This window comes from Jannaschia maritima (genome assembly GCF_030973515.1).
GTDB classification, from domain to species: Bacteria; Pseudomonadota; Alphaproteobacteria; order Rhodobacterales; family Rhodobacteraceae; genus Jannaschia; species Jannaschia maritima.
The window spans coordinates 89989-111387 of sequence record NZ_JARGZA010000008.1 but is presented as its reverse complement, the minus strand read 5'-3'; the positions used below and the strand labels follow the sequence as shown (position 1 = coordinate 111387).

20 protein-coding genes are annotated in these 21399 nt (G+C 71.1%); 7 read left to right on the top strand and 13 right to left on the bottom strand.

What is annotated here, in order from left to right; all coding sequences use genetic code 11:
- Positions 1-20: 20 nt before the first annotated feature.
- Positions 21-758, bottom strand: a complete 738-nt coding sequence (locus P0084_RS09630) for a PP2C family protein-serine/threonine phosphatase (protein WP_308916628.1) — start codon at positions 756-758, stop codon at positions 21-23.
- Positions 759-1443: 685 nt separating this feature from the next.
- On the opposite strand from P0084_RS09630, the gene P0084_RS09625 reads away from it, so the two are divergent.
- On the top strand, positions 1444-2202 hold the full coding sequence (locus tag P0084_RS09625; RefSeq protein ID WP_308916627.1) for a sulfite exporter TauE/SafE family protein: 759 nt from the start codon (positions 1444-1446) through the stop codon (positions 2200-2202).
- Here P0084_RS09625 and P0084_RS09620 read toward each other — a convergent pair.
- Positions 2171-3097 carry a LysR family transcriptional regulator gene (locus tag P0084_RS09620; protein ID WP_308916626.1) on the bottom strand — a complete coding sequence of 309 codons (927 nt, stop codon included), beginning with the start codon at positions 3095-3097 and terminating at the stop codon, positions 2171-2173. The genes P0084_RS09625 and P0084_RS09620 overlap by 32 nt on opposite strands.
- 132 nt (positions 3098-3229) lie before the next feature.
- Between P0084_RS09620 and P0084_RS09615 the strand changes: the two genes are divergently transcribed.
- The 6 genes from P0084_RS09615 (at position 3230) to P0084_RS09590 (ending at position 9351) form a co-directional block, all read left to right on the top strand.
- On the top strand, positions 3230-4189 hold the full coding sequence (locus P0084_RS09615; RefSeq protein ID WP_308916625.1) for a Bug family tripartite tricarboxylate transporter substrate binding protein: 960 nt from the start codon (positions 3230-3232) through the stop codon (positions 4187-4189).
- Positions 4190-4256: 67 nt separating this feature from the next.
- Positions 4257-4763, top strand: a complete 507-nt coding sequence (locus tag P0084_RS09610; protein ID WP_308916624.1) for a tripartite tricarboxylate transporter TctB family protein — start codon at positions 4257-4259, stop codon at positions 4761-4763.
- 4 nt (positions 4764-4767) lie between these two features.
- Complete coding sequence (locus P0084_RS09605; RefSeq protein ID WP_308916623.1) at positions 4768-6321, top strand: tripartite tricarboxylate transporter permease; 1554 nt, start codon at positions 4768-4770, stop codon at positions 6319-6321.
- Positions 6318-7481, top strand: coding sequence for a CaiB/BaiF CoA transferase family protein (locus P0084_RS09600; RefSeq protein WP_308916622.1), 1164 nt, complete (start codon positions 6318-6320; stop codon positions 7479-7481). The genes P0084_RS09605 and P0084_RS09600 overlap by 4 nt, the downstream gene beginning before the upstream one ends.
- The gene (gene pcaD, locus P0084_RS09595; protein WP_308916621.1) at positions 7478-8296 is read left to right on the top strand and encodes a 3-oxoadipate enol-lactonase; all 819 of its coding nucleotides are present in this window, start codon (positions 7478-7480) and stop codon (positions 8294-8296) included. Before P0084_RS09600 ends, pcaD begins: the two co-directional genes overlap by 4 nt.
- Positions 8293-9351, top strand: a complete 1059-nt coding sequence (locus tag P0084_RS09590) for a lyase family protein (RefSeq protein ID WP_308916620.1) — start codon at positions 8293-8295, stop codon at positions 9349-9351. The genes pcaD and P0084_RS09590 overlap by 4 nt, the downstream gene beginning before the upstream one ends.
- A 35-nt stretch (positions 9352-9386) precedes the next feature.
- Here the strand turns inward: P0084_RS09590 and tviB are convergent, their stop codons facing one another.
- The 11 genes from tviB to P0084_RS09535 form a co-directional block, all read right to left on the bottom strand.
- Positions 9387-10670 carry a Vi polysaccharide biosynthesis UDP-N-acetylglucosamine C-6 dehydrogenase TviB gene (gene tviB, locus P0084_RS09585; RefSeq protein WP_308916619.1) on the bottom strand — a complete coding sequence of 428 codons (1284 nt, stop codon included), beginning with the start codon at positions 10668-10670 and terminating at the stop codon, positions 9387-9389.
- A gap of 267 nt (positions 10671-10937) precedes the next feature.
- Positions 10938-12140 (bottom strand): glycosyltransferase family 4 protein, encoded by a 1203-nt coding sequence (locus P0084_RS09580; RefSeq protein WP_308916618.1) that lies wholly within the window; start codon positions 12138-12140, stop codon positions 10938-10940.
- Positions 12141-12408: 268 nt separating this feature from the next.
- Complete coding sequence (locus P0084_RS09575; protein ID WP_308916617.1) at positions 12409-13713, bottom strand: DUF2793 domain-containing protein; 1305 nt, start codon at positions 13711-13713, stop codon at positions 12409-12411.
- 211 nt (positions 13714-13924) lie between these two features.
- Positions 13925-14395: a GAF domain-containing protein gene (locus tag P0084_RS09570; protein WP_308916616.1), complete on the bottom strand. Its 471-nt coding sequence runs from the start codon at positions 14393-14395 to the stop codon at positions 13925-13927.
- The gene (locus P0084_RS09565; RefSeq protein WP_308916615.1) at positions 14392-15303 is read right to left on the bottom strand and encodes a branched-chain amino acid ABC transporter permease; all 912 of its coding nucleotides are present in this window, start codon (positions 15301-15303) and stop codon (positions 14392-14394) included. The genes P0084_RS09570 and P0084_RS09565 overlap by 4 nt, the downstream gene beginning before the upstream one ends.
- Positions 15303-16166, bottom strand: coding sequence for a branched-chain amino acid ABC transporter permease (locus P0084_RS09560; RefSeq protein WP_308916614.1), 864 nt, complete (start codon positions 16164-16166; stop codon positions 15303-15305). The genes P0084_RS09565 and P0084_RS09560 overlap by 1 nt, the downstream gene beginning before the upstream one ends.
- Before the next feature lie 6 nt (positions 16167-16172).
- Positions 16173-17357: an ABC transporter substrate-binding protein gene (locus P0084_RS09555; RefSeq protein WP_308916613.1), complete on the bottom strand. Its 1185-nt coding sequence runs from the start codon at positions 17355-17357 to the stop codon at positions 16173-16175.
- 20 nt (positions 17358-17377) lie between these two features.
- On the bottom strand, positions 17378-18082 hold the full coding sequence (locus P0084_RS09550; protein ID WP_308916612.1) for an ABC transporter ATP-binding protein: 705 nt from the start codon (positions 18080-18082) through the stop codon (positions 17378-17380).
- Positions 18079-18831, bottom strand: a complete 753-nt coding sequence (locus tag P0084_RS09545) for an ABC transporter ATP-binding protein (protein ID WP_308916611.1) — start codon at positions 18829-18831, stop codon at positions 18079-18081. Before P0084_RS09545 ends, P0084_RS09550 begins: the two co-directional genes overlap by 4 nt.
- 2 nt (positions 18832-18833) lie before the next feature.
- On the bottom strand, positions 18834-20066 hold the full coding sequence (locus tag P0084_RS09540; protein WP_308916610.1) for a metal-dependent hydrolase family protein: 1233 nt from the start codon (positions 20064-20066) through the stop codon (positions 18834-18836).
- Positions 20067-20085: 19 nt separating this feature from the next.
- Entirely contained in the window at positions 20086-21396 is a 1311-nt protein-coding gene (locus P0084_RS09535) for a TRAP transporter large permease (protein WP_308916609.1), read from the bottom strand.
- Positions 21397-21399 lie beyond the last annotated feature (3 nt).

Genomic DNA, 21399 nt, shown 5'->3' with positions numbered 1-21399 from the left:
GGCCCCGCCCCATCGCCGCGTCAGCCCTGGCGCAGCCGCTCCGCGATCGAACGCGCGAACGACAGAGGCGCCGCGTCCTGCGCCTCGACCGCGATCGCGGTGACGTTGTCGCGGCCGCCCCGCGCCAGGGCCAGATCGACCAGCGCGTCGCAGGCTGCCTGCGGCGCGCGCGCCTCCGCCAGGATCGCTTCGATGTCGCGATCCGTCAGGTGCGTGGTCAGCCCGTCCGTGCAGACCAGCCAAACGTCGCCCGCGGCGATGTCCACGCCCCGCACCTCCAACTCCGCGCGGGGGGCCGTGCCGATGGCACGGGTCAGCACGCGATCCTCGGGATAGCGCTCGGCTTCCGCCCGCGTGATGGTGCCGCGGTCCAGCAGGTCGTTCACCTCCGAATGGTCGCGGGTCATGCGCGACAGGACGCCGCCCCGCAGGCGATAGACCCGCGAATCCCCAGACCAGATCACCCGCGCCCCGTCGCCACGCGCCAGCAGCACCGCCACCGTCGCCCCCGCCCTCGCGCCACGCACCGTCCGGTCCCAGATCGCGGCGTTGGCCTGACCCAGCCGGTCCTCCACCGCCTCGGTCAGCGCCACGATGTCGGCGGCGGCCGGAACGGTGGCCAGCGCGTCGGCGATCGCCGCGCTGGCCTGCGCGCCGACATCCCATCCGCCCATCCCGTCCGCCACGGCCCAAAGGCCGACGTCGCCCAGGACGATCCAGGCGTCCTGCTGTTGTGGACGCAGCAGGCCTATCTCCATCCGACCGCCGGTGACGTACTTCGCGCGTGGCCTTCGGGAAAGCATCCGGGCCGCCGTCAGGACGCTGCCCGGTCCCGAGCGATGCCGGGCTTCGAAACCGTCATGGCCGGTCGCGTTCCCTGCCTGCCCGTCTGCGGGTTTCGGTCGGAACTGGAACGGATGGATCGGACGTCGACGGGGAACACGGCACGCATGGATGCATGCTAGGGCATCACCCGGCCCTCATGTCCATCCCGAGATGAGGAGACGCTTCCCGCGGACGGCGGGATTGCCAGCTGACAATCGAACGGACCGCATCGGGGGCGGAGGTCCCACGGCACCCGCGCCCGGCGGGCCGGGATACGCCGATAACCCAGAGTTCGCCAGCCGGGATGTTCGCACGTCTCCCGCCGCATCGACGCCTTCGGGTCGGCGAAGGCGCGACGGCGTGTCCTGTCCGCACGGTGGACCCGCCGCCGCGATCGCGGGATGGACCGTTCCAGGCGTGCGAGGGGAACCGGTCCGGCGGTCGCTCTGGACAAGGACGTCCCCTCGCGCGCAAGACGCGGACGGCGCCATTCGCCGAGGGGGAATGCCGATGGAACGGCGTCGTGTCATGCAGGAACCGGGCGGCCATGCCGGTCGCGGCGACCGCATGGCGGGTGGGCGCATCGCGGTTCCTGCCGGATCGTCCTAGACCGCCGTCATGGACCTGTCGGCCATATTCGCGCTCGACCCCGCGATCCTCGCGGCGGTGCTGGTGGCCGCCTTCGTCACCTCCGTCGTCCATGGCGGCACGGGGATCGGCGGCGGCTTCCTCATGGCCATCGTGCTCGTGCCCCTGATCGGCGTGAAGCCGGTCGTGCCCGTCATGGCGGTCGCGCTGACCATCAGCGGGGTCGCGCGGGTGTTCCTCAACCGCGACGCGCTCGACTGGTCCGCCTATGGCTACGTGATGGTGTCGGCCGCGCCCTGCGTGGTCTTCGGCGCCTTCGTCTATGCGTGGCTCGACGCGACCGCGGTGGCCTTCGTCCTGAGCCTGACGATCCTGGCATTCGTTCCGCTGCGCCACTGGGCCGCACGGCGTTCGATCCAGGCGGGTCCCCGTGCCCTGGCAGGGGCGGGCAGCGTCTATGGGGTGATCTCGGGCGCATCGCTCGGGGCGGGCATGCTGCTGATCCCGTTCCTGACCGGTTACGGACTGACCCGCCGGCAGTTCGTGGGGACGCTGGCGGCGATCGCCCTGACGATGAACGTGACGCGGATGGCCGTCTATGGCGGCACCGACCTGCTCGGCGACGGCTGGCTGGAGCTGGGCATCCTTTGCGGGCTAGCGACCCTGCCGGGCAACTGGGTCGGACAGAAGGTGCTGCGCGGGATGGGTGAGGGCCGCCATGCCCTGGCCGTCGACGCGTTGACGATCTTCGGTGGCCTCAACCTCCTTCGGATCGCGCTGTCGGGCTGAGGTCGTTCCCCCGTTGGAAGCGTTCCGCCTGGGCGCGGACCATCGCCTCGAACGCCTGCGCTTCGGGCGACAGGGCCTGACCGCGCAGGAAGTGCAGGCCGAAGGCCATCGTGAAGGCGGGTTCGATCCGGATCGTGGTCAGGCTGTCGCGGAACCCGGTCGGCACCATCGGATCGCAGATCATAACGCCCGCGCCCAGGGCCACGAGCTGGCAGGCCAGATGCGTCTGGCTGACCTCGACCGCGGGGCTGAGGACCGCGTTGGCCCGGTCGAAGATCGCTTCCGTCTGCGCGCGCAGGGCGGTCCCGACGGTCGGGGCGACGAACGGATCGCGGATCAGGTCCGCGACGGTCACACGGTCCGCGCGGGCCAGCCTGTGCGCCTTGGGCACGACCGCGACCGCCGGCAGTTCGAACAGCAGCTTCGTTTCGATGTCGCGATGATGCGCGGGCAGCGTCGACAGGCCGATGTCGAAGCGCTGCCCCGTGATCCACGTCTCGAGCAGGCGGCGCGGTTGGATGTCGGCCGACAGGCGCACGTCGGGATGCGCGGCCTTGAAGGCGGCGATCACGGGGCCGGTGATCGCGGTGCACAGGCGCGGCATCGAGACGATGCGCAACCGCCGCCCGCCGCCGGCCCGGACCTCGTCCGCGAAGTCGCCGATCCGCCGCAGGCCGGACAGGATCGGCTGCACCTCCTGCAGAAGCGCGCGGCCGGTCTCCGTCGGTCGGAGCTGGCGTCGGGCGCGGTCGAACAGGACCAAGTCGAGTTCCGCCTCCAACCCGGCGATCTTCCGGCTGAGGGCCGGTTCGGATACGTGCAGCGCGCGCGCCGCCGCGCTGAGCGAGCCGAGTTCGACGACCGCTTCGAAGGCCCGGAGGGAGTCCAGCTTCACGATCTCACCACCCTTCCGAAATCCGCAGGGAAACATCGATCCTTAGCAATAGTGCGGGATCGCCGACTGTGCCACGCTGATGTCCGGAAAAACCCGCGCCGCGCAGGCGAGGGACTATTCGGGAGGACAGCCATGAGAACCCTATTGCTTTCGGGGGCCGCCATTCTGACCGCGACGGCCGCGTTCGCCGACTATCCGGAGCGGCCGATCCGCCTGGTCGTCGGCTTCTCCGCCGGTGGCGGGACCGACACGTCGGCCCGCAGCTTCGGTTCGTTCGCGTCGGAAGCGTCGTCCATGAACGGCATGCCGATGGTGATCGTGAACCAGCCCGGCGGCTCGGGGCTTCAGGCGGCGCAGGCCGTGGCGGAGGCGGATGCCGACGGATACACGCTCTACATCATCAACAACGGAACGCTCGCGGCGACCTCGCTCGACACGCCGGAGGCGGAGTTCGACCCGCGCGAGGCGCTGGTCAACCTCGGCTGCGTCAGCCAGTTGGTGACGAGCCTCCAGGTCCCCGTCGACCATCCCGCCACCACTGCGGCGGAATGGGTCGACATGGTGAAGGAGTCCGGCGAAACGGTGCGCTGGTCGACCTCGGGCGCCGCGACCATGCACGCCATCGTCGGCCATCTGTTCCTGAACACCAACGGGATCGACCACCAGGTGGTGCCGTTCCGGGGCGGCGGCGAGACGCGCAACGCCCTGGTGGCCGGGGACGTCGACGCCTCCTTCAACGGGACCCAGCAGGCCGCCGGGTTCGAGGAGGACATCAAGATGCTGGGCATTCCGGCCAGCGAGCGCGATCCGGCCAATCCGGACGTCCCGACCTTCGGCGAACAGGGTCTGGACGCGCTCGGCGTGACCGGGCCGATGTGCGTCTATGGCCCGCCGGGCCTGCCGGAGGAGGTGGTGACGGACGTGTCCGCCGCCGTCGAGGAGGTGGCGGGCATGGAGGCGTTCGACCGCTTCCTCGGCCGTGCGGGCATGGGCGCGCTGTATCTCGACGGGGCGGGCGGCGGCGAGAACCTCGCCCGGCTCTACGACACGTTCGGCCCGGTGGTCCAAGGCATCAAGGACGCCCAGGACTGAGGCGCCCGGACATGGCGCTGGCACGGGCGCCATGTCCCCATCCGTCCCACCCGTCAGGAGCGCCGCCATGACGCCGTCCTATCGCGCCCGCATCGATCTGGGCGTCGCCGCGACCGTGATCGCGGTGGGCGCCGTCTTGCTGTGGGAGGCGTGGCGCATCGATCCCCGGTCCTATGGCACGGTCGGCCCGCGGTTCGTGCCGGTCTTCCTGTCGTCCGCCATGATCGTGCTGGGCGCGGCGATCGGCGCCGGGGCGTTGATGCGGCCGAGCCTGCCGGCCGATCCGGACTATGGGTTCGGGGACGGCGACCTCGGACGCGTGGCCGCGGTCATCGCGGCGGGCGCGGTCTTCACGCTCGCCTTCTGGGCCGTGGGCTTCATGGGGGCCGCGGCGACGGGCATGCTGCTGACGATGTGGGTGTTCGGTGTCCGGAGCCCCGCGGCGCTGATCGCCGTGCCGCTCGTCGCGGCGATCGTCTATCAGTTCACCTTCATGGGGATGATGGGCCTTCTGGATCCGCGCGGGGCGCTCCTGGATCTGCGCCCGCTCTCCCGCCTCGTGACGCCGGACTGACGGCGTGGAGGCGATCGGAGACCTCATCGGCGGCTTCGGGATGCTGTTCGGCGACCCCGAGGCGCTGTTCTTCACGATCCTCGCGGCGTTCGTCGGCATCGTGTTCGGCGCGCTGCCCGGGCTGACGGCCTCGGCGGCCATCGCAATGCTGCTGCCGCTCAGCTTCTATCTCGGGCCCCTGCCCGCGCTGGCGTTCCTGTACGTGATCGGCAAGTCGGGCCGCTACGGCGGGTCGATCGCCGCGATCCTGTTCAACACACCCGGCACGGCGGCCTCGGCGGCGACGATGCTCGACGGGCATCCGATGGCCAAGCGCGGCCAGCCCAACCGGGCGCTGCGCACGGCGACGGTGGCCAGCGTGTTCGGCGACTACGTGGGCGAGGTCATCCTGATCTTCGGCGCCGTCTGGATCGCGCAGTACACGCGCACCTTCGGGCCGACCGAGTACTTCGCCATCTACGCCATGGCCTTCGTCGTGATCGGGTCCGTCGTCGGCAAGTCGGTGCTGCGCGGCATCCTGTCGGTGGTGTTCGGCGCGTTGGTCGCGTTGATCGGGACGGACATCATCACCAACACGCCGCGCCTGACCTTCGGCGCGCCGGAGCTGCGCGACGGCATGTCCCTGGTGCCGCTGCTGATCGGGGTGTTCGTCATCTCCGAGATCGTGGTCCAGGCCGAACGCATGGCGAAGGGAGAGCTGGTCGACGCGGGCTTGGCCGACACGCATCGCGACGACCGGCTGACCTTCGCGGAGGTCCGCCGCTTGGTCCCGCTGATGGCGCGCTCGTCCCTGATGGGTTCGTTCATCGGAATGATGCCCGGCCTGGGATCGTCGGTGGCCTGCTTCGTCGCCTATGGCGAGGAGAAGCGCCGCGCCCCCAACGGCGCGGAGTGGGGCACGGGCACGATCGAGGGGATCGCGGCCCCGGAATCGGCCAACAACGCCGTATCGGGTCCGTCGATGATCCCGCTGCTCACGCTGGGGGTGCCGGGCTCGACCGTGGCGGCCGTCCTGATCGGCGTCTTCCTGATCCACGGGATACAGATCGGACCGCTGCTCTTCTCGGACACGAACATGATCATCACCGACACGGGCGACTTCTTCTCGTCGCGCGAGCTGATCTTCGCGCTCTTCGCCGCCGGGCTGGTGGGCATCGCGGCGTACGGCGCGATGGGCTTCTGGGGCGGCCCCCTGATCGGCAAGACCATCGCCCGCGTGCCGCCCCGGTTCCTGTATCCGTTCATCTTCCTGACCGCCGTGACCGCCAGCTATTCCGCGCGCGCGCAGATCATGGACGTGGGCATCGCCTTGCTGTTCGGGGTGATCGGCTATGCCATGCGGCGCACGGACTTCTCCGCGGCGGCCTTCGTGATCGCCTTCGTCCTGGCGGGCCGGATGGAGGAATCCTTTCGCCAGGCACTCCTGCTCAGCGACGATGGCGCGCTGATCTTCCTGCGCGAACCCGTGGCGGGCGGGTTCCTGGTCGTCGCGGTCCTGGTGGTCGCGGTGCGCCTGATCGGGCAGCGTCGCCAGGCGCGGCGGGTGGCCGCGTCGTGACGGGTGCGTCCGCTCCGGGGCCCCTGGCGGGCATACGGGTGGTTGACTTCACCCATGTCCTGGCGGGGCCCGCGACGGGCTACATGCTGGGCCTGCTCGGCGCGGAGGTCGTCAAGGTCGAGAGCCCGCGCGGCGACGCGATGCGCTGGCGCGGCGGGACCGACGGGGCCGCGGCCGCCGAGGGTCGCTCGACCGCCTGGGCCACGCAGGCGGCGGGCAAGGCATCGGTCGTGCTGGACCTTTCGACCCGCGACGACCGACAGGCGATGGACGGCCTGCTCGGCGCGGCGGACGTGCTGGTCGAGAACCACCTTCCGCGAACGCTTGGGACGCTCGGCCTCGCCGATCTGGGCTCGCGCTTCCCGCGCCTGATCCATTGCGCGATGACCGGGTACGGACGCGGTGCGATGGGCGATGCGCCGGCCTACGACGTCAACATCCAGGCGGCGTCCGGGCTGATGACGCTGACCGGAACGACGGAGACCGGCCCGCTTCGGACCGGCGCGCCGATCATGGATTACGGCACCGCGCTGGCGGCGGGGTTCGCGATCTGCGCGGCCCTGGTCGAGCGCGACCGCACCGGGGCGGGCGCCTTCGTCGACGTGTCCATGTTCGACACCGCGATGACGCTGATGGCCTCCACGATCACCGACATGACCGCCACGGGCACCGAACCGAAGCCCCGGGGCAACGCCGCCAATTCCCGCAGCCCGACCGCCGGGACCTTCCGGTGCCGAACCGGGCTGATCGCACTCGGCGTCAACGAGGAGCGGCACTTCGCGGGTCTCGCCCGCGGCGTGGGCCGGTCCGATTGGCTGGACGATCCGCGCTTCGCCAGGCCGGGGGCGCGGGCCGCGAACGCCCCCGCGCTCGCCGATGCCCTGACCGCGGCGCTGGCGGCGGACGACGCGCCCGCCTGGGAGGTCCGGCTCCGCGCCGAAGGCGTGGCCGTATCCGTGGTCCGCACGCTTCCCGAGGCGCTGGCCATGCCGCAGGTCGCGGGCCGCGGCGTGCTGCACCCCCTGCCGGGTGGCGGACGGGCCCCGGGCCTGCCCTTCCGCATAGGCGGACACGCGCATCGCCCCGCCGGCCCGCCGCGCGCCCTTGGCGCGGACGATGCCGCGGTGCTGGGCCGTCCCAGCCGGGGGTCCGACGGATGACGGATGCCGGGGACCCCCTGGGTGCGCGCGAGGTTCGCGGCGCCGTGCTGCATGTCCGCCACATGGCCGCCGGGCGACCGGGCGCGCCGCTGCTGATCCTCGTCCATTCGCTGGGCTGCGATGCGCGGATCTGGGACGACGTGGCGGCCCGGTTGCGGGGCCAGGCCGATCTGATCCTCTACGACCTTCGCGGACATGGCCTGTCCGAATCGGGGACCCCGCCCTATGCGATGGCCGATCACGCCGCCGACCTTCTTTCGCTGATCGAGGCGGAGGAACGGCCCGCCCATGTCTGCGGGCTGTCGATCGGGGGAATGGTCGCGATGCGTGCCGCATTGGACCAGCCGGACCGGATCGCCGGACTGATCCTGTGCGACACCGCCGCACGGATCGGCAGCGCCGCACGCTATGCCGCGCGCGCGGACGCGATCCGCGCGGGTGGCATGGCCGCGATCGCCGACGAACAGATGGAACGCTGGTTCACGCCCCGCTTCCGCGCGGCCCGGCCCGAGGTCGTTCGCCTGATGCGCCTGATGCTGCTGCGCCAGCCGGTGGACGGCTATCTCGGCAGCGTCGCCGCCCTGCGCGACACGGACCTGGAGGGCGAGGTGGGATCGATCGCGGTGCCCACGCTATGCCTGGTGGGGGCCGAGGACGCCTCCACCCCGCCCGCGGCCGTGCGGGCCTTGACCACGGCGATCCCCGGCGCGGCCCATGCCGAGATCCCCGGGGCCGGTCACCTCCCCTGCCTGGAGGCGCCCGAGCGGATGGCGGGGGAGATATCCCGCTTCCTCGCCGGGGCGGGGCGGGCGTGACCGCCTTCGACCATCCCGTCCTGTCCGCGTGGGTCGACGACGCCGAAACCGGAATGCGCATGGGGTGGGACGCCGAACTCGCCGCGATGCTGCGGTTCGAGATCGCGCTGGCCGCGACGCAATCGGAGATGGGGCTGATCCCGGCCGACGCGGCCGATGCGTTGCGCCGCGACCTGGACGGGTTCCGGCCCGACATGGACGGGCTGCGTCGGGGCACGGCACGGGACGGCGTGGTCGTGCCGGCGCTGATCGCGCAGATGCGCGAGGCGACCGGCGCCGCGGGCCGTCACCTGCATCACGGCGCGACCAGCCAGGACGTGATCGATACCGCGCTGATGCTCTGTCTGGCCGACCTCCTGCCGCGCTTCGCCGAACGCCTCGGCGACCTGGAGGACCGCCTTGCCGCGCTGTCGGACCGATGGGGCGACCGGCCGCTGATGGCCGTCACCCGCATGCGCGACGCCCTGCCCATCACGGTGGCCGACCGCATCGCCGCCTGGTCCTCCGGCGTGCGTGTCGCGCGGGAGCAGGTGTCGCGCGTCCGCGCGGAGGACATGGCCGTGCAGCTCGCCGGTCCCGTCGGAACGTTGGGAAGGTTCGGGGATGATGGGCCGCCCCTGCGCGCGGCCCTGGCCGCACGCCTGGATCTGCGCGATCCGGGCGGCGCATGGCACACGGAGCGGGGCCGCCTTTGCCGCGTCGGAAGCGCACTGTCGGTCTGCTGCGCGGCGCTGGGGAAGATTGGCGCGGATATCGGATCGATGGCGCAGGACGGAACGGACGCGGTCCAGCTGGATGGCGGCGCGTCGTCGTCGATGGCGCACAAGGTCAACCCGGTGGACGCCGAGTTGCTGATCGCGCTGGCCCTGCACGCCGCGGCGCAGAACGGGGTGCTGGGTGCCGCGGCCCTGCACGGATCCGAGCGGTCGGGACCGGCGTGGACGCTGGAATGGCTGGCCCTGCCGCCGCTGGTGCGCACGACCGGCGGCGCGCTGCGCGCCACCGAGCGGCTTCTGGCGGCCATCCGGCGGATGGGACCGCGGGCGCCCGACTGAACCGGCCGGGACGTCCACGGCGGGACCTGTCCGTGTCACATGCGCAGGTCGCTTTCCACGCTCGGCAGGACGTACTTCAGATCGAACAGGACGTGGTCCGGACGGCCGAACGCGCGCAGCGCCGGGGCGCCGGCGTCGCGGAACTGCCGATGCGCCACCGCGATCACGATCGCGTCGTAGCGGCCCTGTTCGGGCTCCGAACGCAGGCCCCGTTCCAGAACCGCCTCCACCTGCGCGGGATCGGCCCAGGGATCGTGGATGTCGACCGCGCACCCATACGTTTCCAGCGCTTCGACCACGTCGATGACGCGGGTGTTGCGGATGTCGGGGCAGTCCTCCTTGAAGGTCAGCCCCAGCATCAGGACTCGCGCGCCCTTCACGGCGATGCCCCGCCCGAGCATCGCCTTCACCAGCCGCGAGGCCACCCATTCGCCCATCCCGTCGTTCAGCCGTCGCCCGGCCAGGATGATCTCCGGGTGGTGGCCCGCCGCCTGCGCCCGGTGGGTCAGGTAATAGGGATCGACCCCGATGCAGTGCCCGCCCACCAGGCCGGGCCGGAAGGGCAGGAAGTTCCATTTCGTGCCAGCCGCCGCCAGGACGGCCTCCGTGTCGATGCCCAGGCGTTCGAAGATCACGGCGAGCTCGTTGGCCAGCGCGATGTTGAGGTCGCGCTGCGTGTTCTCGATCACCTTCGCGGCTTCCGCCACGCGGATCGAAGGCGCCCTGTGCGTGCCCGCGACGACCACCTCGCGGTAGAGCGCGTCGATGCGCGCCGCCGCCTCGGGCGTCGAGCCGGACGTGACCTTCAGGATGTCGGGCAGACGGTGCTGCTTGTCGCCGGGATTGATGCGCTCGGGGCTGTAGCCGACCGTGAAATCCGTGTTGAAGCGGAGGCCGGAGGCGTGTTCCAGCACGGGGACGCAATCCTCCTCGGTGGCGCCCGGATAGACCGTGCTCTCGTAGATGACCGTGTCGCCGCGCTTCAGGACCGCGCCCACGGTCCGTGACGCCGCGAGCAGGGGACCGAGATCCGGCCGCTTGTACCGGTCGATGGGCGTGGGGACCGTGACGACGAAGACCGTGGCAGGGCGCAGGGCGTCGACGTCGTCCGCCAACGTCAGGTGGCGCGCGGTCGCGAGTTCGTCCTCCGACACTTCGAGCGTCGCGTCCCGGCCGTCGCGCAACGCCGCGATCCGGCACGCGTCGATGTCGAAGCCGACCGTCGGGCGCACGCGGCCGAACTCGACCGCCAGCGGCAGCCCCACATAGCCGAGGCCCACGACCGCGACGGTCGCGTCTGGGGGAAACGTGGATGACATCGTCCGGGATCCTCGCGGCATGGGATGCGGGGCTTCTGTCGAAGCGTGCGCGGGAGATCAACCGAAGCCCCGGGCGGCCAGGATCGACGGTGAGGCATAGCCGACGATGCCGTGCCTCGGGGCCCTCCGCGCGCGTCTTTCATGGCAGGCGCGTCGCACTGCCCGTCCCATCCCCGCGCTTCTCCGGACCCACCCGTCGCGGCGGGTCGCGTCACGGCCGGACGGTCCTCGGATGCGGACGCACGCGCCGCCGACGTATCGGGTTCGTCACGGACCCGCCCGACCCCTCCGCGGGGCCGCGACCGCGAGTTCCCCGTACAGGTCCATGTGCATGTCGGCGATGCGTCCGACGTCGAAATGCGCTTCGGCATGCTGCCGCGCCGCCCGCGCCATCGCGTCCAGGCGCGGGCCGTCCGCAAGCAACGCGGCGATCCTGTCGGCCAGATCCGCCGCGTCGCGCGGACGGCACAGCACTCCGGTCTTGCCCGGCACGATCGCGTCGCGGCACCCCGGAACGTCGGTGGCCACAGCCGGACGGCCCGCCGCGGCGGCGTCGATCAGCGTCTTGGGAAGGCCCTCCCCGCCATGCGAAGGCAGCGCCACGACATGCGCGCGCGACAGGGCGGCGGCGATGTCGCTGGTATGGGGGTTCCATTCCACGTTCGGCGCCCTCGCGAGGGCGATCAGCTCCTCCTCCGTGAACGAAGACGGGTTCCTGGGGTCGGGATCCCCCTGCAGGCGGAACAGCGCGTCGACGCCCCTTGATCGGAGGATTTCCGCGGCGGCCGCGAACTCGGCGACACCTTTCTGGCGCAGCATGCGCGCCGGCAGGAGGACGACGGGGCGTCCTCGCGGCAGCGGCGTCGCGCGGATGACCTTCAGATCCGTTCCGCTGCCGGGGGCGATGCGGGTCCGTTCCATTCGCATGACCCCCGCATCGACGGCCGCGCGGCGGTCGTCCTCGTTCTGGAAGAGGCCGAGGAACCGGGGATGGCGGCAGGCGAGGCGGTACAGCGTCATCGTCAACGCCTTCAACGCCCGGGTCTTCGCCGACCTGTTCGAGAACACGTAGCCCATGCCGGAGAACGCGCCGAGCGCGGGGATCCCCTGGAGCCGCGCGGCGATGCCGCCGTAGATGATCGCCTTGGACGTGACCAGATGAACCACGTCGGGTCGGATCCGGGCCATCAGGCGCCATAGGTGACGCAGGACGCGCGCGTCCTTCAAGGGGTTCATTCCACCCCTGTCCAAGGGGATCGCCACGGCCGTCAGCCCCTCGGATCGGAGCAGGTCGAACGCGGCCGCGTCCTCGGGCGACGCGACCGTGACGTCGTAGCCCGCCCGCCGCGCCCGCACCGCCAATGCCAGCCGGTGGGACAGGAAGAACGGCGCGTCGTTCACCACGTATAGCAACCTGTGGCCACCCATCGCCTCGGATGGCTCCTCCGGATCGGACATATCGGATCTCATCTGCGACGGTCTTTCCGGGAGGGAGGATTGCGGCGGGTGCGGATGGCCCCGCGGCTACCCCGACCGTCCCGCGAAGTCGATTGCGTTCGGCCCTGTCCGCGGACGGCGCCGGGTATCAGGTCAGGGATGTGACGGCCATGCATCCCGTCCGGGTCCGGCCGAGGGACCGACCTGCGGCGACGCCGTCTGCCGGGACGGGTCGCCTCGGTCGCGTCCCATGACCTCGCGGGGCGGACGGGCGATGGACCGGCCCGTCCGCCCGTCGCGTTTAGAACCAGCGCCCGATGGCGGAGCATTGGAAGGTGCGGTCCAGGCCGGACAGCCCCCCCGGGGAAACGATCCGGAACTGCGCGTTCGCCGTCCCGGGGGAGACGCAGGCCCATCGGGTCGTGTCGTCCGGCGTCACGGAGGCCGTGACGGCCCCCGTGAATGCGGCGGGGTAGGTCCAGACGTGCGGGGCGTTGGACCGATGGAACGGGCCCGACTGCTCGGTCGTGACGGTGACCGTCAGCCTGTGCGTGCAGATCTGCGTGCCGTCCGCCCAACGGACGTACTCGCCGCCGGCGTTGGATCCGCGTTCGATCACCGCGCCGGTGGGGACGCCGCCCGATTGGCCGACGTTGCCGACGACGGAGGCCTGGTCGTAGAGCTGCCGCCAGGGGTTCCAGACGTTCCCGGCCGCTTGGCGTCGGTAGGTCGCGCCGGTCTTGTGGAGATAGGCCGTCTGCGTGCCGATGCCGCCGCCCTGCTCCATGCGCACGAGCCAGAAGCTGTTGCCCGTCGGGCGGGCGGCCGTGTTGCCGTTCGTATAGTACCAGCCGGTGACCAGCGGCCCATTCAGGTCGTCCGTGTAGGCCGCGGTCCCGGTGGACCCCAGACCGAAGGCGCCGACGCGGAGCAGCCGATCCGGCGTGGCGTCGGACGCGTCCGCCTGGACGGCCTCGCCCGAAACCGCGCGCCCGGTCGCGTCGAACCGCAGCGCGTCCGTCCAGGCCTCCCCATCGGCGCTGACCCGCAGGGCCAGGCCGTCGTTCCCCGTCGTTCCGATCTCGGCCCGACCGGACCGTGCCGTCTGGAACACGACGCTGGCCGTGTCGCCACCACTGGCCTTGTCCACGACGACGCGGTGGTCGCCGGACCCGTCGGGATCGTGGCCCAGGAGCGTCGCGTCGGCCGCCACGCTCAGGCGGTGGACGGGGTCGGGCTCGGCGTTCACGCCAAGGGTGACGGTGGCGGACCAACGCGCCCCGTCGTGCTGCAGGACCCGTCCGTCGGTCGCCACCGCGACGCGCCAGCCGGCCCGCGGCTGCAGAAAGGTCCAGGCGCCGCCTTCGTGGACGGCCAGCGCCCCGGCCCGGTCGGTCCAATCGCCCGAGGGGGAATCACCCACGGGATAGCACGCGCCGTGGGGCAGGTCCGCCAGCGCCGGGGGCTCGTCGCGCGGCGGGGCGGCCACCGTGGCCTGCACCAGGAGGTCGAGCGTGCGGATGGCCTCGTTATGCGTCACGTGGGCCTGGGCTTGGCCTTCCTGGATGTACGGCAGGCCGAGTGTCGGAGAACGTTCCCAATCCATCGCGGGACCCCATGGCTGTATAGGTTGCAGGGATCGCGTTCTTCGCGGGAGCAGTGAACGGAACGTTAAGGGCCGGCCTGCGATGGGCGACCCGCGTCCCCGCGCGACGAGGACCCCACCCAGCCGCCCGCGGAAGCGCGCCACCGGGGCGCCGGGGCCGTGCGACCGGGGATCGATGCGACGCGGCGGGACGTCGATGCGATCCGGGCCGTCACCCCCGCGCCCATTCCCGATAGGGCCCGACCAGAAGGGCGGCGAAGGGCGCGGCGCGGATGGCATCGGCTTCATCGAAATGCCCGGCTTCGTGCAGCAAGTTCATCGTGCCGATCACCGTTCCAGCGTCGACGACCGGCACGTTCAGGACCGATGCGCAGCCCAGCCGCGCGATCGTCTCGTGGTCGGGAAAGACCCGCGCGATGTCCCCGGCATCGTATCCGATGAACGGCTCCCCCCGGCGCAGCACGACGTCGCCCCATTCCGTCAGATCGCCTAAGGGCTTTCGGCCCGCCACGGGATAGGCCGCGGGGTCGGAGGAATGGACCCGCGCCGCTTCCGCCGCGGCGGGGTCGATCACCATCAGCGTGAACAGCCTGTGCCCGATCGTGCGCGCCATCGCGGCCTCCAGCGCGGGATACAGGTCGGGGGCCCGCCTTAAGTCGTCGATCAGATCGGTGTCGCTCATGGTTGGGCCGCCCTTTCCGGTTCGGGCGGTCGTTCCGCCAGGATCCCCTGCGGGCGCAGCCGCATCACCAGGATCAGCGTGCCGCCGATCAGGATCTCGCGCAGGGCGGCGCCCTGCGCGCCGTTCAGGTGGGGGATCATAGGCTCGACGAAGCGCGACCCTTCCAGGATCGCGATCACCAGCGCCGCGCCGAGCACCGCGCCCGCGTTGTTGCCCGTGCCCCCCGCCGTCAGCGCCAGGAAGATGTAGATCGTCAGGAGCGGGCGGAAGATGTCTGGCGCGATGTACGACGTGAAATGCGCATAGGCCGCGCCGGCGAGCCCGAGGACGCCGGCCCCCAGCGCGAAGGCCTGCACCTTGAAGCGCCGGACCGACTTGCCCGCGACCGCAGCGGCCACGTCGTCGTCCCGAAGCGCGCGCAGCACCCGGCCATAGGGCGACCGCCGCAGCCGTTCGGCCACCACCCACACCACGGCCACCGCGGTCAGCACCAGCGCGCAGGACAGGGCGTTGAACTGCAGCGGCGTCAGATCCGCCCGCATGGGCCCCGGAATGCCGGGGATCCCGTCCGACCCGTTCGTCAACCAGATCTCGTTGGCCGCGATCAGGCGGATCAATTCGCCGAAGCCCAGCGTGACGATGGCCAGGTAATCGCCGCGCAGGTTCAGCGTCAGCCGCGACAGAGCCCCCCCGCACAGGGCCGCGAGCGCCATCGCCGCAGCGACCCCCGCCGCGATGGGCAGCCCCAGCGCGGTGGTGGTCAGCGCCGACGCGTAGGCTCCCAGCGCGAAGAACCCGGCCATGCCCAGGTTGATCATCCCCGCCATGCCCCAGATCACGTTCAGTCCCAGCGCCAGCAGCGCATAGATGCCCGCGAAGGTCAGTGTGGCCAGGAGGTAGCTCTCCATCAATACGCCCGTTCGCCCAGGATGCCCCGCGGACGGAACGCCAGCACCAGCACGATCGCAACGAAGCCCACCGCAGACTTGTAGGCCGGCGACAGGACCAGGAGCGACAGCTCTTCGCCGATGCCCACGACCATCGCGCCCAGAGCGGCGCCGGGGATGGATCCGAGGCCGCCCACGACCGCGGCGGCGAAGATGGGCAGGATGAACCGGAACCCCGTCAGCGGGTCGATCGACGTGCCCAGGCCCAGCAGCATCCCGCCCGCGCCGACCAGGCCCATCCCCGCGAACACGGTGATCCGCCCGATGGTGACGGGGTCGATTCCCTTCAGCTCGGCCAGGGCGGGATTGTCCGCCACCGCCCGCATCGCCTTGCCGATCCGGGTATAGCGCAGGGTCGCGAAGACCGCCGCCATGATCGCCAGCGCCATCGCGAGGTTCTGCACCTGCTGCGGCCCGATCCGCACGCCGAGCCAGCGCCAGTCGCGCACGATCGGAAGGTCGTAGCCCCGCAGGTCGTTGCCGAAGATCAGGCGGACGACGTTCTCCAGCACGATGGTCAGCGCGATGCTGGCGATGGCGGTGGTCAGCGCCCCGTGCGGTCGCAGGGGGCGCAGCGCGACCTCGTCGGACAGGACGCCGATCAGGCCCGCGACAAGGAACGCCGCAACCAGCGCCGGCGCCGCCGGCAGGCCCAGCCAGACGTTGGCCGCATAGCCCGCGAAGGCCCCGATCGTCGCGTGGCTGGCCACCGCGAAGTTCGGGAAGCGCAGCACCGCGAAGATCGCGGTGAAGCCGATGGCCGGGATCGCCAGCAGGGTGCCCTGGACGATCCCGTTCACCAGCAGTTGCGGCAGCAGGTCCAACGCCCGTCAGACCCGCTTGTAGACCGATGGCGCGCCGCCCTCGATCCGCTTGAACACGAACTGCGTGCCCGTGATGTCGCCGATCTCGTCGAAGTCGCATGGACCCGACGCGCCCTGATAGTCCACGGCCTCGCCCAGGGCGGCCAAGCCCGCCACCGCGCTCTCGACCACCTCGCCCTGGCCCTGCGACACGGTGCGCAGGGTGTCGCGGATGGCCGCGCCCGTGGCCTCGCCCGCCGCCGCCATGGCCAGGATCGCCAGGCTCATGTGGTCGTAGGTCTGCGCGGAATAAGGGTCGACGTCCTCCACCCCGAGGATGCGCTGCACGTCGGCATAGGCCGCGCTCTCGACGGCGGGGGCGCCCTCCCAGGTGAACACGCCCTCCAGCACCTCGACCGGCAGCGTTTCGACCACCGAGGCGTTGACCGCATAAGCCGGCCCGATGATCCGCCCCTCGTAGCCCGCCTGCCAGATGTCGCGCAGCAGGACGGTGGAATCCGCCGCATAACCGCCCAGCATGACGAAATCCGGGTTGCCGCGCAGGATCTGGTCCACCTCCGAGCGGTACGTGCTCTTGTCCGCCTCGTAGATCAGGCTCTCCATGCCGCCGCCCGCCCCGGCTGCGATCTCCTCCAGGATCTCGATGCTGGACGCGGCGAAGGGGGTCTGCGGCCCGATCCAGGCCATCGACGTGGCGCTTTCCTCGACCATGAACTCGCCCGCCACGCGGATCTGCAGCTTCGAGTTCGGCTGCGTCCGCGCGATGTAGCCGCCATGCGGCAACTCGGTGATGCTGTCGGCGCCCGACACGCACATCAGCATCGTCTGCGATTCCCAGCACAGGGGCGCGACGGCGGTCGTGACGGACGAGGCCCAGGTCCCCATGATCGCCGCCACGCCGTCCACGTCGATCAGCTTGCGCGCCGCGCGCACCGCCGCCTCGGGCGAGGTCTGGGTGTCCTCCGACACGACGCGGACCTCGCGGCCCAGGACGCCGCCGGCCGCGTTCACGTCCGACACCACGCCCAGCATCGCGTCGCGCATCGCCGGGCCATAGGTGCCGCCCACGCCCGTCAAGGGTGTCAGCGTGCCCAGCACGATCGGTCCCGATTGCGCGCGCAGGATCGCGGGCGCAGCCAATGCGGCCGCGGACGTTCCCAGGAACAGGCGGCGGTTCATGTAGTAGGTCATCGTGTTCGTCCCCCTTGCTGTCAGCCGCCCAGGAAGGTGCGGCGTATGTCCGGGTCGGCCGCCAGGGCCGCGCCGGTTCCGGTCGTATGGTTGCGTCCCGCGGCCAGGATATAGGCCCGGTCGCATATGGAAAGCGCGTCCATCGCGTTCTGCTCGACCAGCACGACGGCGACGCCCTGCGCCGCCACCTGCCGGATCGTGTCGAACAGCGCGCCCGCGGCCAACGGCGACAAGCCGGCCGACGGCTCGTCCAGCAGCAGGAGCTTCGGCTCGACCATCAGGGCGATGGCCATGGCCAGGATCTGCCGCTGCCCGCCGGACAGGGTCCGTGCCGCGTCGCGCCGCTTCTCGGCCAAGACGGGAAAACGATCCAGCATGTCCACGATGCGGGACCCGGGGTCCCGGGCCAACCAGGCCCCCATCTCCAGGTTCTCGCGCACGGTCAGGGTGGCGAAGACGTTGGCCTCCTGCGGGACATAGCCCACGCCCGCCCGCGCGACGCGCCGGGGCCGCAAACCCGCGATGTCGGTCCCGTCGAGCGCGATCCGCCCCGCGACGTGCGGCAGCTGGCCCGTGACGGCGCGCAGGAAGGTGGACTTGCCGGCGCCGTTGGGTCCCAGGATCGCCACGATCTCGCCCGCCGCGGCCTCGATGGCGATCCCCTTCAGGATCGCGTCCGTCCGGGCGTACCCGCCGGACACGTCGGTGGCGGCCAGGACCGTCACGCGACCCGGGTCCCAAGATACGCGGCCTGTACCCGAGGATCCGACACCACGTCGGCGAACGACCCCTGCATCAAGGTCGCGCCGCCCGCCATGACCACCACCGGGTCGCACAGGCGCTTCACGATCTCCATGTCGTGCTCCACCACCAGGAAGGTCAGCCCGTCGGCGCGCAGGGCCGCGATCCGGTCCGCGATCTCGATCGCGAGGGTGGGGTTCACCCCCGCCACAGGCTCGTCCAGCAGGACCAGGCGGGGGCGGCCCATCAAGGCGCGCCCGATCTCCAGGAGCTTCTTCTGCCCGCCCGACAGTTCGGTGGACATCGCGTGCAGCACGGGGGTCAGGTTCAACCGTTCCGCCACGCCTTCGGCCCGTGCCACCAACGCGCGCTCGCGGGCGCGGCCACGACCGAGCAGCGCGGCCCCCAGACCCTCGCCGGGTTGCCTGTCGCCATGCAGCAGCAGCGATTCCAGCACCGTCAGTGACGGGAACCCGCGCGCGATCTGGAACGTCCGCACCAGTCCCGCCTGCGCGATCGCCTCGGGCCGCCAGCCGGTGACGTCCACCCCCTCGAACGTGACCGTGCCGCCTTCGGGCGGCACGACGCCGCTGAGGCAGTTGAACATCGTGGTCTTGCCCGCCCCGTTCGGCCCGATCAGGCCCGTGACGGTCCCCCGCTCGACCGTCAGGTCCGCGGCCGTCAGCGCCTGCACGCCATAGAAGCCGCGCGCGATGCCCGTGGCGACGAGCATGCTCAGCCCAGTTCCGACTTCACGAACGCCCCGTCCTTCATGATGGCCCGCATGTGCGCCCCCTGCCCCTTCAGGAGCGATAGATCGTCCAACGGATCGCCGTCCATCACGATCAGGTCGGCATTGGCGTCGGGCGCGATGGTCCCGATCCGTCCCTCCATCCGCATCAGCCTGGCCGCGTCCAGCGTGGCCGATCGGATCACGTCGTGGGCGGGCATGTAGCGGCCCCGGATCGTGAACTCGTCCGATTGCCAGGGATGCATCCCCCCCAGCAGATCCGAGCCGTACCCCATCAGCACGCCCGATTCGTGCAGCACCGTCAGCGCCTCCAGCCCCGCGTCCAGCACGTCGGCGATCTTGGCGACCGATGCGGGCGGCAGGCCGAACCGCGCCCCTTCCCGCGCCAGCAGGTCGTACGTCACATTGGTCGGCACCACGACCGCCCCTTCGCGGGCGACGCGCTCCGCCGTGTCGCGCCGGATCAGGTTCGCGTGCTCAATCGAACGGACGCCGCAATCGAGCGCCCTGACGATCGCCTCGTCGGTATAGAGGTGCCCGGCGACGTAGGTCCCGGCATTGGCCGCCTCCTCGACGGCGGCCCGCAGCTCCTCGACCGCGAAGCCCAGGAAGTGGATCGGGTCGGTGGGCGACGACACCCCGCCGTTCGCCATCACCTTTATGAAGGTCGCGCCCGCCTTGATCTCCTCCCGGCACGCCTTGCGGACCTCCGCCACCCCGTCGACGATCCGCCCCATCGCGCCGAACTTCCCGACATAGTGGTCGGGCGCCTGCGTGACGTATCGGCCGCGCTGGTCGCAATGCCCGCCCGTCTGGCTCAGGGCCTGGCCGCATATGACCAGGCGCGGCCCCGCGATCAGCCCTTCCTCGATGGCGCGGACGATGCCGATGTCGGCGCCGCCCAGGTCGCGCACGGTGGTGAAGCCCCGCTCAATCATGCCGCGCATGATCGGCATCGCGCGATAGGCGGCCAGCGAGTTGGGCAGATCCACGTTCGCGGGCAGGTTCGCGTCCACCGCCGTGACGTGGACATGGCAGTCGATCAGCCCCGGCAGCACCACCGCGCCGTCCACGTCAATCACGTGCTCCGCGTCGAAGGCCGCGTCCCCGCCGACCGCGCGGAACGTTCCGTCCTCGATGGCGATGTCCTGCGGGTCCGCGGCCCTGTCGGCGGACCCGTCCACGATCCGCGCGTTCTGTATCAAGGTGCTCGTCATGCCATCCTCCCGGCAAGTCTCAACGATAGGCGAGCGATGGCAGCCAAAGCGACAGGGCAGGCACCGCGATGATCAGGAACAGGGCCGCGAAGTCCATCACGATGAACCACGCCACGCCGCGGAACACCTGCGGCAGCGTGACGATGTTCCCCAGCGCACCCTTGATGACGTAGACGTTCAGCCCAATGGGCGGCGTCACCAGCCCGATCTCCAGCAGCTTGATGACGATGATCCCGAACCAGATCAGGTCCATCCCCGCCCCCTGCGCCAACGGCAGGACCAGCGGCAGCGTCAGCAGGAGCAGACCGATTGAATCGATCAGCATGCCCAGCAGGATGTAGATCACCGCCACCGCGAACAGGATCCACCAGGGCTCCGCGCTGACCGACAGCACCGCGTCCGAGAACGCGGTCGGCAGGCCGCTGAGCGCCAGGAACCGGGTGAAGAAGACCGATCCGATCAGGATCAGGAAGATGGACGCCGTCCCTTCCAGCGTCTTGACGACCGCCTCCCGGAAGCGGGCCCGCGTCAGGCTGCGCCGCCACAGGGCGATGGCCGTGGCGAAGGCCGCCCCCAGCGCGCCCGCCTCCGTGGGCGAGAAGACGCCGGTGAAGATGCCCCCCAGCACCAGCAGGATCAGGGTCGGCAGCGGCCAGACCTCGCGCAGCGCGGCGACCTTCTCGGCCCGCGTCGCGCGCTCCTGCACGGGACCGGCGAGCGCGGGGCTGACCTTGACCCGGATCACGATCATCACCCCGTACAGCAGCGCCGACACCAGGCCCGGGATGAACCCCGCCATGAATAACTGGCCCACCGACACCTCCGCGTTCACCCCGTACAGGATCAGCAGGACCGACGGCGGGATCAGCGATCCCAGCGTGCCCGACGCCGCGATGGTGCCCGTCGCCAGCCCCTTGTCGTAGCGGTACTTCAGCATCTCGGGCACGGCGATCCGCGACATCGCCGCCGCCGTCGCCACGCTGGACCCGGAGGCGGCGGCGAAGAACGCGCAGGCCCCCACGCTCGATATCGCCAGGCCGCCCGGCAGGCGTGCCAGGAACAGCCGCAGCGCGTCGAACATGCCGCGCGTCAGCTCGGCCGAGGTCGCGATGTAGCCCATCAGCAGGAACATGGGCGCGGCCGACAGCTCCCATTGGCCGATGAAGTCGAACGGCGTGGCCGAGATCATGCCCCAGGCGACGCGCGGCGACGTCATCCAGGAGATGCCCACCAGCGCCACCGCGCCCAGCACCACCCCGATCGGGAAACGCAGCGCGATCAGGACCAGGGTGACGCCCGTGCAGATCAGCCCGATGGTCAGGTTGTCCATGAG